We start from the raw sequence: 15246 nt of genomic DNA, 5'->3' as shown, positions 1-15246 counted from the left end.
AAGTTGCACAAAACTCTGGATTGATTCTGTTTAAATCACATCTTGTAAAACTAAATGATAGCACAAGGCTAGATCTGTCAGATTTTTCAACTGAAGACCCGTCAACTCCTCCCACTTGTCAATCTTGTATTGAAGGGAATTGCGATGGAGATAAAGTTGCTGGGCCGCCTTGGTGACGACTGCCCCGTTGTCCCAGAGGGCGACAATGATGTCCTGCAACTGGTCTTGACTTCCAATCAACTGATGCAAACGTTCTTTGATAGGATGGAGTTCCAAATCTGCCTGCTCGATTCCCCATAGGTAGAGTTGAGAAAAGCGATAAACACCTTGATGACCTTCTCGAATCCAAGCTCGAAAGACAGCCTGTTCTGCTCGGATGACAGGAGACACTTTCCCGTCTTTAGACTCGGTCCATACTTGCCCGACCAGGATAGATAAACGAATATTGAAGTCATACTCCATGGCAGAGACGGTATCTTTTAAGATATCGGCCACAGGCAAAGACTGGTCTTGGTCCAGAATGAGCACATAGTCCTGCCCACTCAGTTGCAAGGTTGCTCGGAAATTGGGCAAGAGTGTCTGCATCATCTCCAACCAAGAAGCTGTCCCTTCTGCTGTCGAGTGCGAGATGTGGCAATAGACGAGTTGCATTTTTTTGATGACTTGAGGGGCATCTCCCTTTCCATCGATCAGGTATTGGTACCAAGGATTAGGGGCAACCTCTTCTTCACTGCCCAACCAGGAAATCAATTGTTTTTCTCGCTCGGTTAGCTCTTCTTCCTTCAGCAGCAACCATTGATGAGCCTGAAGGGGAATGGCTACATAACCAGCTGGTGGATTGGCTTGATCCGTCACCTCTGCATGAGGAAACCACTCTCTGATATTTTTCACTGCTTTCTTCCTTCTTCTACTTGCTGGATGCACCAGTCAATCAGCTCTTCTAGACGAGAGAGCTCTCCCGTCATATGGAGATAACCCATAACAGCCTCAAAGCCCGTCGACATCCGATAGGTCACGACATCCGCATTTTTGGCCTTGGTATGGCTATTGGTGTTGCGACCGCGCTTGTAGATCTCCAACTCTTTTTCCGTCAGAATTTCTTGCTCCAGCATGCTTTCAATCAAGCTAGCCTGAGCCCTAGCTGAGACATAGCGGGTGGCAGCCTGGTGAAGTTTATTGGGCTTAGTCATTCCTTGAAAGATCAGGTGTCTGCGAATATACATGGAATAGACCGCATCTCCCTCAAAGGCAAGGGCAATCCCATTGATTAGATTGACATCAATCACGTGTCCACCTTACACCTTCTTTTGTATCCAAGAGCTTGATTCCTTGCGCAGCTAATTCATCGCGAATGGCATCTGCTCGCGCAAAATCTTTCTTCGCCCGCGCTTCCTGACGTTCAGCGATCAAGGCTTCAATATCTGCATCCAAGACTTCTTCGACAAAGACCACTCCAAAGACTTCTAACATCTTGGTCAAGGCATCCTTAACGTCTTGGTTGTAGTGACCTGAATTGATCCATTTAGCCAATTCAAAGACGACGGTAATTCCGTTTGCCGCATTGATATCTTCATCCATAGCCACGATAAACTTGTCCACAAAACCTTGCAAGTCTGCTGGATCCACTTCTCCTGTGAACGGTTGCTCATAGGTGTTTTTCAAATACTTGAGGTTGGTCTCCGCATCGCGAACCGCTTTTTCTGTGAAGTTAATGGGCTTGCGGTAGTGCTGGGTCGCAAAGAAGAAGCGAAGCACTTGGCCGTCGATAGTCTTCAATGCATCATGCACGGTGATAAAGTTGCCTAAGGACTTGGACATCTTGACATTATCAATATTGACAAATCCATTGTGCATCCAGTAATTGGCAAAGGTCTTGCCTGTTTTAGCTTCAGACTGAGCAATTTCATTAGTATGGTGTGGAAACTCAAGATCGGCACCACCACCGTGGATATCAATAGTATCGCCTAAAATCCCCGTTGACATGACCGAACACTCAATGTGCCAACCAGGACGACCAGGTCCCCAAGGGCTGTCCCAAGAAATCTCACCTGGTTTGGCAGCTTTCCAAAGGGCAAAGTCGACTGGATTTTCCTTGCGAGCTGTTTCTTCATCTGTCCGACCAGAAGCACCTAACTCCAAGTCTTCTAGGGTTTTATTGGCTAATTTTGCATAGTTGTGGGATTTTTCCACACGGAAATAGACATCGCCTTGGCTCTCGTAGGCATAGCCTTTTTCAATCAAATCAGCGACAAAACGGATGATGTCATCCATAAACTCGACCACACGAGGGTGGCGGGTTGCAGGTTTCACTCCAAGAGCCGTCACATCCTCACGGAAGGCCGCAATATACTTGTCTGCCACTTCCTGTGGCGTAATGCCTTCTTCTTTGGCACGGTTGATGATCTTATCATCCACATCTGTAAAGTTGGAAATGTAGGCAACTTCGTAGCCACGATACTCAAAGTAGCGACGAATCGTGTCAAAGGCCACCGTTGAGCGGGCATTCCCTACGTGGATATAGTTGTAAACCGTTGGCCCACAAACATACATGCGAACCTTTCCTTCCTCGATGGGGATAAATTCTCGCAAATCACGAGACATGGTATCATAAATTTTTAACACGCTTCATTTCCTTTCTGTTTCTACTCTTTTGGGTTCAAATAAACCACCTGAGTCTGTTTGACAAAGCCAAGCTTTTCATACAAGTGTTTGGCACCTACATTGCTATCTTCCACTGCAATCTGAAATTCCTTATCATTTTGCTCAATGAGTTGGTTAACGAGGGATTTTGCCAAATAGCTTCCATAGCCGTTTCCGCGTTCAAGTTCAGCTATTGCTAAACCGTAGAAGTAATTGGTATTACTTGATAAATCAACCGTGCAAGTCCCGATAACCTGACCGTCTTTTAGCAAAATATACAGGCGACTTTCTGGATCTTTCAGAGCTTTGGCGACATATCTATCCACAACTTCTCTCGATTCATGTTCCTCTGAAAATGCCTGAAATTTTAACTGACTAATTTGATCCTGATACGAACGATCTGCTAACAAAACTTCCAGATTGGAATCATTTACTAACGGATATGGTCTTCTATCTTTACCTAACCAGGTTTCTGTTTCGTCATCCTCAACCAGTCCCCAATTGCTGGCAAAATCAGGATGATTCTCTAGAAAAATACGCTCTGTCTGAAAAGTCACAGACTCAATTGGATAAGATGCCGTTTCTTTCTCAAAACTTCCATACAAAGCACGCGCAATTCCCTGACGACGGTGATTAGGGTGGACCAGGATCGCTACTTCCACATCTGGGTCATCCGCATAGACGGTTAATAGGCCAACAAGTTCACCTTTTTCGTAATAAAGGAAAAAGGCCGGCATATCGGGATCAAAATTGAGCATATTGGAGAGATAAGGATCCCGAAAAGTTCCGTCATAGTTCCGACAGACGGCAATAAGGGCCTTTGCTTCCAGTAGTTGGTGGTCATTCAATGTATTGGTTGATTGAATCACGTAGCGATCTCCTTACAAGCTAGAAGACCGATGACTGGCTTCCTTAGCATGCTCCATCTTATTCACATAGTATTCGCGTTTTTCTTCTTCTTGGTGAATGATTGGCTCATCCTTCTTACCGTGAACACGAACAATTTTAGCAGGGACTCCGACAACGGTCACATCACTCGGTACATCGGAGACCACGACCGCTCCCGCTCCTACTTTGGCTTTGGCCCCAATCTCAATCGGACCGATGACCTGAGCATGAGCGGAGACCAAGGCTCCTTCACGAACCGTTGGATGGCGTTTACCGACATCCTTCCCTGTTCCCCCAAGGGTCACCCCGTGGTAGAGCATGACTCCTTTTTCAACAATGGCTGTTTCCCCGATAACGAGGCCCGCTCCATGGTCGATAAAGACACCGGAAGCAATGGTCGCACCTGGATGGATTTCAATCTGGGTCCAAAAACGCCAGAACTGACTATGCATCCGAGCTAGAAGCTTAAAGCCATGATTCCACAAAAAGTGGGAAACACGGTGAGCTGCCAGTGCTTTGACGCCCGGATAGGTCAAAAGGACCTCCAGCGAGGTACGCGCTGCTGGGTCATTTTCTTTTACAATATCGATGGTTTCACGCCACCATCCCATACCGTGCTCCTCCTTTTCTAATGATTATTCTGAATCTTTTTGTGTAATAGTAAAGTCTTTTTTAGGTTTGTGGTCTTTGTTGTGGTGACGAGGACGGTCGCCATGGCGATGAGTTTTTTCACCTTTTTCCTCGCTGTTTTCTGCTTTTGGCGGACGAGGAAGAAGAGCTTTCATAGAAGCATCGACACGACCTTTTTCGTCAATCTTGATAATCTTCACATCGACTTCATCGCCGATGGCTACCAAGTCTTCGACACGGTTGGTGCGCGTCCAAGCCATTTCAGAGATATGAACGAGGGCATCCGTCTTGTCAAAGAGGTTGACAAAAGCACCAAATTTCTCGATCCGAACCACTTTGGCATGGTAGACTTCATCCACTTTGGCTTCACGAACCAAACCTGCAATGATTTCCTTAGCACGGTTAATCGCATCTTGATCGCTCGAGTAGATAGACACGTTTCCTTCTTCGTCGATATCAATCTTAACGCCTGTTTCAGCGATGATCTTATCGATGGTTTCTCCACCCTTACCGATGACAATCTTAATCTTGTCGACATCAATCTTGATGGTATCAATTTTCGGAGCAGTTGGCGCCAATTCTGGACGCACTTCTGGAATGGTTGCTTCGATGACATCAAGGATTTCAAAACGCGCTTTCTTGGCTTGAGCAAGTGCTTCAGTCAAGATTTCTGCAGTGATCCCTTGGATCTTGATATCCATTTGAAGGGCTGTAATCCCATCACGCGTACCTGCAACCTTAAAGTCCATGTCTCCAAAGTGGTCTTCCAAACCTTGGATATCTGTCAATACGGTATAGTTGTTTCCATCTGAGATCAGACCCATTGCAATACCTGCTACTGGGGCCTTGATTGGCACACCACCCGCCATAAGGGCAAGTGTTCCCGCACAGATAGAGGCTTGAGAAGAAGAACCATTTGATTCCAATACTTCTGCTACCAAACGGATGGCATATGGGAATTCCTCCAAGCTTGGCAATACTTGAGCAAGGGCACGCTCACCGAGGGCACCGTGACCAATTTCACGACGACCAGGCGCACCGTAACGACCTGTTTCCCCTACAGAATATTGTGGGAAGTTGTAGTGGTGCATAAAGCGTTTCTTGTACTCAGGATCCAAACCATCGATGATTTGCGTTTCACCCATTGGTGCCAAGGTCAAGACAGAAAGGGCTTGCGTTTGTCCACGCGTAAAGAGACCTGAACCGTGCACACGAGGAAGGTAGTCCACTTGTGCATCCAAAGGACGGATTTCATCAACCTTACGACCATCCGGACGAACCTTGTCTTCTGTAATCAAACGGCGCACTTCCGCGTGTTCCATTTGTTCCAAGATTTCAGCCACATCCCGCATGATGCGGTCGAATTCTTCATGGTCTGCATATTTTTCTTCGTAAACAGCTGTGACTTGGTCTTTCACTTCTTGAGTCGCAGCTTCACGCGCCAATTTTTCTTCAACTTGAACCGCTTTTTGAAGGTCACTGTTGTAGGCTGCGATGATTTCAGCCTGCAAGTCAGCATCTACATGAAGCAATTCCACTTCTGCTTTTTCTTTACCGACTGCCGCAACGATTTCTTCTTGGAAGGCAATCAATTCTTTAACGGCTTCGTGCCCTTTAAGAAGAGCTTCCAACATGATTTCTTCTGACAATTCTTTGGCACCAGACTCTACCATGTTGATAGCGTGCTTGGTACCAGCTACTGTCAATTCAAGAAGAGAGCTCTCAGCTTGTTCTTGCGTTGGGTTGATGATGATTTCCCCGTCAACATAGCCTACTTGTACCCCAGCGATTGGTCCGTCAAACGGAATATCTGAGATAGAAAGAGCCAATGATGAACCAAACATGGCTGCCATTGGTGCAGATGCATTTTCGTCGTAAGAAAGGACTGTGTTGATGACTTGCACTTCGTTACGAAAACCTTCCGCAAACATTGGACGGATCGGACGGTCAATCAAACGCGCTGTCAAGGTCGCATCTGTTGAAGGACGTCCTTCACGTTTCATAAAGCCACCAGGAAATTTCCCAGCCGCATACATTTTTTCTTCGTAGTTGACTTGAAGTGGGAAGAAATCCCCAGTTGCCATTTTTTTAGACATGACGGCTGCCGTCAAGACAGTTGACTCACCGTAACGCACGACAACAGAGCCATTTGCTTGCTTCGCAACCTGACCAGTCTCTACGATTAACTCACGACCCGCAAAAGTCGTTTGAAACACTTGTTTTGTCATTGTAATCCCCTTTGGATTGATAAAATTATACGACTTGCCTACAAAAATCAGGATACAAAGGCGTTAAGCAACTCAAAGGAAAATAGGAAATCGAACGACGGAGCGAACGCTCCTAGGTAGATTTATCTTTTTCCACAGAGTTGTAGGCGGGTTCAATTACGCATGATAGCATTCGATTGACGCAGCCTATCTGTTTGTTATATCCTCATCTTTGTATCCAAGCACGTATACCTTTTATTTTAACATATTCAAGCCCAAAAGAAAAAGGCTTTGAGGGCCTTTTTCTGTGAATCTTCAGCAAGTTCTATATAAAAATTTTAGAGCTGGATATAGCTTTTGATTATTTTTACGATTTCACGAATTCTGTACTGTCGACATAAAAGCGTGTTTTGTGGGTTCCACCCTTGTAGTTCTTGTTGTTACGTTTCAAGACAAAACGTCTGTATGGGTCGGAAGTTCCTTGGATAGTCGTTGTCACTTCAACTGAATCTTCATTGACTACCCATTCATCCGGTGAAGGGATTTCCATCGGTGGCATCGCTCCGCCACGACCACCAGGTACAATTTCGTAGAAGGCCTTGTCTTTTGTCGAATAGATCCAGCCGTCCTTCTTTTCGTTTGTTAGTTGGATCAGCTGATCTTGTGACAGACTACGGATAGAGTCCGATGTCTCTTCAGCATTCAATTTATCAATGACATCTTGCAAATTATAAGTTCCCGGCGTGTAGGTATTGTAGTAATCAATGAACATGTCTTGTGGGTAACCATCAACTGCACCGTGATCATTGTTCAACTCTAGCAAGCGAGTCGGTTGCACCTGAAGTGAATAGGTCAAAGACGCACTGTTTTCAATAATCGAATAGATATCCGCTTGGTCTGCTTTTGACAAGGTCCCAATGGCTTCTTTATCATGTTCATCTGACTTATCTTCTTCTGTTTGCTCTTTTTCTTGGGCTTTGTCAGATGTTTTTTTGACCGATGAAGCTCCTACCGAACTGTGCTTACGCTCATAGCGTTTTGGGGTGCAAGCTGCCAGAGAAAGCAAGAGGGCTGCAGCTAGTAAATATGTTCCTATTTTTTTCATGCTTGTCTCCTTTTTTTAGTCCACACGGTAGTACAAATCGTTCCCATTCGTAGCATCACTCTTACTCCAGTAAATGGATTCACTGCCACCTTCTCTTGAAGGAATGAAAAGAATAGGCGTTTCGTTCGTTGCCCCAGGCATCCGACTAACTCCGTGTAGATTACCCTCCTTGAAGTAAAAACCAGAAAATTGAACACCATTAACAGCACTACCATTGACCTTCACAATTCCTTGCGCATCAAACTCAATGCTCGTACCGTACTTATTTTTCCAAATTCCCGCTACACTTGAGAAATTTCCAGCTTTGATTTCATCCAGATTCATCCCAGTGCTTGTTTTGGCAGGGGCAGGAGCTGATTCGGCATTTCCATCCACGCGCGTTGTGAATTCAAGGGCGATCCAGCCTTGTCCAGATTCCAATTTGCCCCAAGTATGACCATCCGCTTCTACGGTTTCCGTGATGGTGTGAGTTCCTTTTGCGATCATCCCTGCAGAAGGAGCTGAAGTAGACGGTTCTTTTCGAATACGAAGATCGGCTACGCTAACTTGCACTTGGAAGCTTTCTGATTTTTTCTCTTCTGCTTTAGCTGTTGATTTGGAATCCCCTGAACCGTCAAACGTTTTCCAGTCAAGCTTACTGAGGTCCAACTTCTTGGCTGAAATCCCAAGAGCTTGTTCTGCTGTTTTCTTCCCACCAATTTGAATGGTTGCTTTCTTTTCTTCCTTGGCTTCGCCTTTTCCTAGCGAATAAAGGGTCAATTCCATTTCTGGATTAAGGGATTGCCAAGTAGCATAGACGATTTGTCCATTGTCAAAAAGATCTAAGCTAGAGCGATAGCCACCTGCAGAAGCCACATAGGCTACATGGAGCAAGGTTGGCTGGTTATCTTTCAAATAATACACAGCAGCAATCGTTTTGCCATCCCCAATCAGCAGTTCATCATTACCATCACGATTAAGATCCTCAAAAGCATATTTCCACTCATTGGTACTCCCAAGTGTTTGAAGGTTAAAGATATACGCATATTCTTCTGAAGTAGCATCGATCTTCTTCAGTTCATTTTGTAAAGCTGTTTGATCCTGAGCAGTAATCGCAACTGCATAAGCCTTGTAGCGGTCTAACACTTCTTGATAGTTCTTTTGTCCTGTATCCTTCTTTTCTTTTTTGACAGTTGATGACGTTGCTGTCTTTGGTTTACTTTGGCGCTCGTAGCGTTTGGGAGCACAAGCCACTAAAGATAAAACGGACGCACCCGCCAGTAGTGAAATCATAACCTTTTTCATAAAAACCTCCTCATATCAATCCTAGTATATCAAAAATGGTCAATTTTTCCAGCTCTTTTCAAGATTTTCACACAAGCATCTTCCCTCTCCCTCTATGTTTCTGCCCTTTTTTCTGCTATACTAAGTATAGTTATTTGATCAAAAGGAGAACACTATGGAATTAAAAAAACGTTCTGAATTTCCTGAGAACGAACTCTGGGACCTCACAGCCCTCTACCAAGACCAGGAAGACTTCTTGCGCGCCATTGAAAAAACACGTGAAGAAATCAATGAATTTGTCCGCAACTACAAGGGCAACCTCCACACTTTTGAAGACTTTGAAGCTGCCTTTGCGGTCTTTGAACAGATTCAGATCCAACTCAGCCACATTGGCAACTACAGCTTTATGCCACAAACCACTGACTTTGGCGACGAAGCTTTTGCGGAAATTGCTCAAGCGGGGATGGATTTCGAAACTTGGGCTAGCGTTGAACTTTCCTTCTTTGATGATGCTTTGGTAGAAGCGGATGAAGAAGTCCTTGAACGTCTCGGACAACTCCCTCACCTCACTTTTGCCATTCGTCAGGCTAAAATCAAAAAAGCTCACTACTTGGGAGCTGATGTGGAAAAAACTCTGACCAACCTTGGTGAAGTCTTCTACGGACCGCAAGATATCTACACCAAGATGCGGGCAGGTGACTTTGAAATGGCTGATTTTGAAGTAGATGGAAAAGTTTACAAGAATAGCTTTGTCACCTATGAAAACTTCTACCAAAACCATGAGAATGCAGAAGTCCGTGAAAAAGCCTTTCGTTCTTTCTCAGAAGGCCTCCGCAAGCACCAAAACACGGCTGCTGCCACCTATCTAGCCCAAGTCAAAGCAGAAAAACTGATCGCAGACATGCGAGGTTACGACTCAGTCTTTGACTATCTCTTAGCCGAGCAGGAAGTGGATCGTGCCATGTTTGACCGTCAGATCGACCTGATCATGAAAGACTTCGCTCCGGTCGCTCAAAAATTCCTCAAACACGTGGCCAAGGTCAACGGCCTTGAGAAAATGACCTTTGCTGATTGGAAGTTGGACTTAGACAGTGCGCTCAACCCAGATGTCACCATTGATGATGCTTATGACTTGGTCATGAAATCTGTAGCTCCTCTTGGCGAAGAATATTCCCGCGAAATTGCCCGCTACCAAACCGAACGTTGGGTTGACTTTGCGGCCAATGAAGGCAAGGATTCCGGTGGTTATGCAGCTGACCCCTATCGTGTCCATCCTTATGTCTTGATGAGTTGGACAGGACGGATGAGCGATGTTTATACCCTGATCCACGAGATTGGACACTCTGGTCAATTCATCTTCTCAGACAACAACCAAAGCTACTTCAACGCCCACATGTCGACCTACTATGTGGAAGCTCCTTCTACCTTTAATGAGCTCCTCCTCAGCGACTATTTGGAACACCAGTTTGACGATCCTCGTCAAAAACGCTTTGCCTTGGCTCACCGTTTGACAGATACCTACTTCCACAACTTCATCACCCACTTATTGGAAGCAGCCTTCCAACGCAAGGTCTACACCTTGATCGAAGAAGGTGGTACCTTCGGCGCTAGCAAGCTCAACAGCATCATGAAGGAAGTCTTGACAGAGTTCTGGGGAGATGCCGTTGAAATCGATGACGACGCAGCTTTGACCTGGATGCGCCAAAGCCACTACTACATGGGACTTTACAGCTACACCTACTCAGCTGGCTTGGTTATCTCAACAGCGGGTTACCTGCATTTGAAGAACTCCGAAAACGGAGCTAAAGATTGGCTAGACCTCCTTAAATCAGGTGGTAGCAAGACCCCACTTGAGTCAGCCATGATCATCGGGGCAGATATCTCAACGGACAAACCACTCCGCGATACCATCCAATTCCTTTCAGACACTGTGGATCAAATTATTGCTTACAGTGCAGAATTGGGAGAATAAAATTCAAAAAAAGCTAAAGAAGGTTCATTCTTCTTTAGCTTTTTTGCTTTTTAACTCAACTCAGCCACAATGGCCTTAATTTGTGCTGCGGTATGCACTCCTGCTACTTGTTTAACAACCTGCCCATCTTTTTTAAAGAGCAAGGTTGGGATGGACATAATGCCGAAAGCACGCGCTGTTTCTGGATTTTCATCCACGTCCATTTTTAGGATTTTTAACTCATCTTCCGAAAGTTCTTCCGATAATTTTTCTAAAATAGGAGCTTGCATGCGACATGGACCACACCAGGTTGCCCAAAAGTCTACCAAGACCAAGCCTTCTTTGGTTTCTGCTTCAAATGTTGCGTCTGTAATTGCTTTTGCCATTTTCTTTCTCCTTTAGTTTTGGTACTGCGTCAAATCTTGCTTCATCAAATAGAAGAAGACATCTCCGTAAGTCCCTTGGTAATCCAATTCATACCCATTATAGGTCAGTTTCACAACAGGATAAAAATCTGCTACCCCAATCAAGCAGGCTTGTTGGGAGTGTTCAAACTCTTCGTAGGAATCAAAATGCATGACTCTTTCTTGTTTTGCACCGTCTAGATATGTAATTTCAATCATATCGATAACCTCTATTTCTTATGATGCATCAATTGTAACTCTAGATATTACATCTGTCAAACAAAACGACTTCCTCAGAATGATGGATCTTGTTCGATAAGGAAAAGACAAGAAAACAGCCCCCTGAATCCAGAGAGCTCCATTCTTGCTGGATAGAACGTTTCTAGACAAGGCGACGAACCGAAGATTGTACTATAATTCTAGTGAAAAAGAAAAGTCACCCTATAATAGAGTAACTTTTTTTGTATTCAATTGAACACGGCCTAAGCACTTGGCAAAAAAGATAAAATCTCCTAGAAGCTGAAGCTTCTTCGTCAATTTTCCTATTTTTGCTTTGTGCTTTTGACGGCCTTTGTATCTTGAATTAACGACGAAGTCCAAGAGAGTTGATCAACTCACGGTAACGGTTAACGTCGTTTGTACGAAGGTAAGCCAACAAGTTACGACGGCGACCGATTTTCTTCATCAAACCACGGTAAGTAGCGTGGTCTTTTTTGTGTTGTTTGATGTGTTCGTTCAAGTGGTTGATTTCCCAAGTAAGGACAGCAACTTGTACTTCTACTGAACCAGTGTCACCTTCGTGACGTGCGTATTGTGCAATGATTTCATTTTTTTTCTCTTTTGAGATTGCCATGATAAGCTCCTTTTCTTTATGCTCTATCCGAGTGGCAGGTTTGGCATATCCTGCTACCAAGAAAGAGTTAGTTGTCTATTCGACCTTCTTATTCTACCAAGATTTCATCTTTCTGTCAAACACTTATGTTTCCTTTAAGAGGACCTTTTCTCTTTTCTAAAAAAACCTTGGGAATTTGGACGGTTTGATGGATCATTCTTCAAACAACTTATTCAAAAGAGAGTGGGACAGAAATCGGTAATTCGTTAGAATTTGATTTCGTCGTCCCACCTCCGCACAGTTGAGTAGGGCTGTAAAAGCTGATGAAATCAGCGTAGTAGAGCCCACTCAACCACTGCGTCTTGCTCGACAATCCAAAAATAATTGAGAGGCTAGGACTTTTGTCCCAGCCTCTTTATCGGTATGAAGCTTATTTCTCTTTCCGTTTACCACGCAAGAGCAAAGCCAAAGCAAAAACTGCTAAGAGGGCACCGAGTATGGTCAACCCGTAAGCAACAACTTCACCAGTTGATGGAAGAATTTTTTTCTTCCCTTCTTTTGGTGTAGTTGGAGTTTCTGGTTTTTCCGGTGTGCTTGGTGGCGTTGTAGGAGGTGTTGTTGGCGGAATCGTTGGCGGTGTGCTTGGTGGTGTGGTAGGAGGTGTTGTTGGTGGCGTATGACGGTTGGTTACCGTGAAACCATCAATGTTGCTTGTATAACCTGCTACTGGATCCTCTGTAATCGTGTAGGCAATCTTCTTACCTTCCTTGTATACAGGTAGATCCGTGAAGCTTGCCTGCCAATTATCAGTAGCTGTGATTTCTTTTACAGCTACTTCTTGACCATCCGCAAGGAGACGAACTGTGATTTTTTCAGGACGAAGACCCTCTTTATTGTCTGCATCATCCCAGATCTTCTTGACCGCTACTTCTGTTACTTCTGGTGTGCGGCTATTGGTGATCACTACATTTCCCTTGTTACTGTCATCGACCGTACTTGTATAGCCTTTGACTGTCCCAACTTCTTTCACTTGGTACTGAATCTCTTTGCCTTTCGCTTTTAGAGGCAAATTACTAAAGGTATGAGTCCAGTTATTTTTAGCAGAAAGTTCCACTTCTTTTCCTTGAGCTTTGCCGTCTGCATAGAGCTGTACCTTAATGGCGCTTGGACGTTTGCCATCTTGGTCATTGTTGTCTTCCCAACGTTTTGTAACAGTGACGCTGGTTTTACCAGGCTTGTAGCTATTGGTAATGCTTGTTCCATCAATCGCAGCAGAGTAATTGGCTACTGTGTCTTCTGTGACTGTGTAGACAATTTGTTTGCCGTGATTGTATTTTGGAAGATTGGTAAAGACTGTCTTCCAATCAGTTGCTTCACTGAGCTCTTGGCTAGCTACTTCTGTACCATCTGCAAGGAGACGAACAGTGACCTTGTCAGGACGAACGCCATCTTGGTTATCATTGTCTTTCCAAACTTTCGTTACTGGAATCTCAACAACTTCTGGTGTCCGACTGTTGGTAATATTGGTTCCTTCAATAGTCGCTTCATAGCCTTCAACAGGTTCTTCTGAAACAGTATAAGCAATAACATTGCCAGCATCATCGACCACATCGAGATTATCAAAATGATAAGCCCAAGTTCCTGTAGCATCTGGTTTCACTTCTTTAGAAGCGACTTTGACACCATTTGCTAGGAGGTTGACTGTGATTTTTGACGGACGCTTGCCATCTTGATCGTCATTGTCATTCCATGTCTTTTGACCAGCAACGCTTGTCTTTTCTTTTTGGTTCACAACATCACGAGAAATCGCAAGGTCATTTCCAAAATCGTCCTTGCTAATCTTGATAGGTTCTTCAGAGAGAACATAGCCTGTTGGAGCTTGAATTTCTTGAACCGTATAAGCTTGTTTGATCAAGCCCGTAATGGTGCCAACACCATTCTCATCTGTCGTAATGGTTCCCACTTGCTCACCAGTATCATCTGCTGTCACAGCAAAGACGGCACCTGCAAGCGCTTGGCCATTTTCACCTTTTTTATGAATGGTGAATGAGTACTTCTCACCATTGAAGTGTCCATCAAAGAACTGATACAGAATGTCTGCTACCTTATTTTGCTCCTTGATTTCTGTAGCTGTCATGCTAGCATTGTTTTTAAAGGATGTATTGATGGCTGGGACCTTGTCCAAATAGACATCATAGCGAATCGTCATTCCTTGTTCTGGAGCTAGATCTCCAATATGAACCGTTAGAGATTGACCATCAGCACTGACAACAGGGGAATAATTTTTCGTGACATTTGTGGTGTCTCGTAAATGATAAGCCCCATCTTCATCACTAACCTGCCAAGTTCCTGTATGGATGTTAACAGAATCTGCCTTGATCTTCCCATCTGTAAAGGCCAAGTGGTCTTTGATATCAATATTATGAAGGGCTGTGTGGCCTTGATTGATATTCAAGGTATAGGTCAATTTTAATTTATCATCTGAATTGGTCCAACCCCACTTGCTAAAGACTTCTGGAGTAGGAGGATTCTCACCTGGATTGACCCCTTTGTAATCGATATTCCCACCTGGAATCACATCTTTACCGATTTTAAGTTTGAATTCAAGTGTCTTTTGTCCTTTGACAACTTGGTGGTCTACACGCGCAAAGAAACGCAGTTTCCCTGTCACATTGGCCATTCTTTCAGGATAGTCCGTATAGGTCACTGTAATCTTTTTTCTTTGATCATCTACCGTTGCTGTCGCAACCTTTTGACCACTTGGATCCAGCAGGTCAATGGTGTCCGTTTCAAAGACCTTAAAGCCATCTCCAAGTTGGATTTCAGTCTGATCCCCTGCTTTTACACTCCCATTCGGCAACTCAAAGTCTGCTTCAACTTGAAAGCTCTCCCAAACACCGAGTGGATCTGTAATCGCTCCACCAGTTGATTTCGAAATGTTTACAGATTTGACTACACTATTAATAGTATCTGCATGGACTTTAGCTATACTATTTGGTTTGGCAAATCCTAAAGCCGCTAGTAAAAATAGGGCAACTGCTGTCACAACAGAATAGAGCCACTTTTTCATAAACGATTTTTCTCCTTTTTCTACGTTTACTAGATAAGGTATGTGAGTCGAAAAATTATCACTACATATTGTGATTTTATACACAACCTATCTTTTTTCATTATAATCGTTTCACTTCGATATGACAAGCTAATATATATGTTTTTTGTCTTTTCAGTTCATTTTCTTGATACAAATAAAAAATAGAGAGTGGGACAGAAATCGGTAATTCGTTAGAATTCGATTTCGTCGTCCCACCTCCGCACAGTTGAGTAGG

At 44.2% G+C, this 15246-nt stretch carries 13 protein-coding genes; 1 reads left to right on the top strand and 12 read right to left on the bottom strand.

From position 1 onward, the window contains the following. Nucleotides 1–30: 30 nt before the first annotated feature. The 8 genes from ACESR9_RS09195 to ACESR9_RS09160 all read right to left on the bottom strand — a co-directional run bounded on the left by ACESR9_RS09195 (nt 31) and on the right by ACESR9_RS09160 (nt 8754). Nucleotides 31–891, bottom strand: a complete 861-nt coding sequence (locus tag ACESR9_RS09195; protein WP_223346068.1) for a helix-turn-helix domain-containing protein — start codon at nt 889–891, stop codon at nt 31–33. Beyond that, nucleotides 888–1286: a Mini-ribonuclease 3 gene (locus ACESR9_RS09190; RefSeq protein ID WP_003004765.1), complete on the bottom strand. Its 399-nt coding sequence runs from the start codon at nt 1284–1286 to the stop codon at nt 888–890. Before ACESR9_RS09190 ends, ACESR9_RS09195 begins: the two co-directional genes overlap by 4 nt. After that, nucleotides 1279–2622: a cysteine--tRNA ligase gene (cysS, locus tag ACESR9_RS09185; protein ID WP_003004399.1), complete on the bottom strand. Its 1344-nt coding sequence runs from the start codon at nt 2620–2622 to the stop codon at nt 1279–1281. The genes ACESR9_RS09190 and cysS overlap by 8 nt, the downstream gene beginning before the upstream one ends. Before the next feature lie 20 nt (nt 2623–2642). Continuing rightward, nucleotides 2643–3509, bottom strand: a complete 867-nt coding sequence (locus ACESR9_RS09180) for a GNAT family N-acetyltransferase (RefSeq protein ID WP_223325186.1) — start codon at nt 3507–3509, stop codon at nt 2643–2645. A gap of 12 nt (nt 3510–3521) precedes the next feature. After that, complete coding sequence (cysE, locus tag ACESR9_RS09175) at nt 3522–4139, bottom strand: serine O-acetyltransferase (protein ID WP_061604741.1); 618 nt, start codon at nt 4137–4139, stop codon at nt 3522–3524. 24 nt (nt 4140–4163) lie between these two features. Next, on the bottom strand, nt 4164–6386 hold the full coding sequence (gene pnp, locus ACESR9_RS09170; RefSeq protein ID WP_195529602.1) for a polyribonucleotide nucleotidyltransferase: 2223 nt from the start codon (nt 6384–6386) through the stop codon (nt 4164–4166). Between the two features lie 346 nt (nt 6387–6732). After that, a complete protein-coding gene (locus ACESR9_RS09165) occupies nt 6733–7470 on the bottom strand; it encodes a hypothetical protein (protein WP_373106349.1) in 738 nt (245 codons plus the stop codon). Nucleotides 7471–7485: 15 nt separating this feature from the next. After that, entirely contained in the window at nt 7486–8754 is a 1269-nt protein-coding gene (locus tag ACESR9_RS09160; protein ID WP_373106347.1) for a DUF6287 domain-containing protein, read from the bottom strand. A gap of 154 nt (nt 8755–8908) precedes the next feature. On the opposite strand from ACESR9_RS09160, the gene pepF reads away from it, so the two are divergent. Continuing rightward, nucleotides 8909–10705, top strand: a complete 1797-nt coding sequence (gene pepF, locus ACESR9_RS09155) for an oligoendopeptidase F (RefSeq protein WP_373106345.1) — start codon at nt 8909–8911, stop codon at nt 10703–10705. A gap of 50 nt (nt 10706–10755) precedes the next feature. Here pepF and trxA read toward each other — a convergent pair whose 3' ends face one another. From trxA to ACESR9_RS09135, 4 genes are all read right to left on the bottom strand, one after another. After that, entirely contained in the window at nt 10756–11070 is a 315-nt protein-coding gene (trxA, locus tag ACESR9_RS09150) for a thioredoxin (RefSeq protein WP_003013593.1), read from the bottom strand. A 12-nt stretch (nt 11071–11082) separates the two neighbouring features. After that, nucleotides 11083–11307, bottom strand: coding sequence for a DUF4649 family protein (locus ACESR9_RS09145; protein WP_373106343.1), 225 nt, complete (start codon nt 11305–11307; stop codon nt 11083–11085). A 364-nt stretch (nt 11308–11671) separates the two neighbouring features. Beyond that, complete coding sequence (rpsO, locus tag ACESR9_RS09140; protein ID WP_003004251.1) at nt 11672–11941, bottom strand: 30S ribosomal protein S15; 270 nt, start codon at nt 11939–11941, stop codon at nt 11672–11674. Between the two features lie 409 nt (nt 11942–12350). Then, the gene (locus tag ACESR9_RS09135; RefSeq protein WP_373106341.1) at nt 12351–14990 is read right to left on the bottom strand and encodes a Cna B-type domain-containing protein; all 2640 of its coding nucleotides are present in this window, start codon (nt 14988–14990) and stop codon (nt 12351–12353) included. Nucleotides 14991–15246 lie beyond the last annotated feature (256 nt).

It is taken from the genome of Streptococcus parasanguinis (assembly GCF_964238605.1).
GTDB classification, from domain to species: domain Bacteria; phylum Bacillota; class Bacilli; order Lactobacillales; family Streptococcaceae; genus Streptococcus; species Streptococcus parasanguinis_AJ.
The sequence above is the reverse complement of the archived record's forward strand: the minus strand, read 5'-3'. Positions and strand labels throughout refer to the sequence as shown.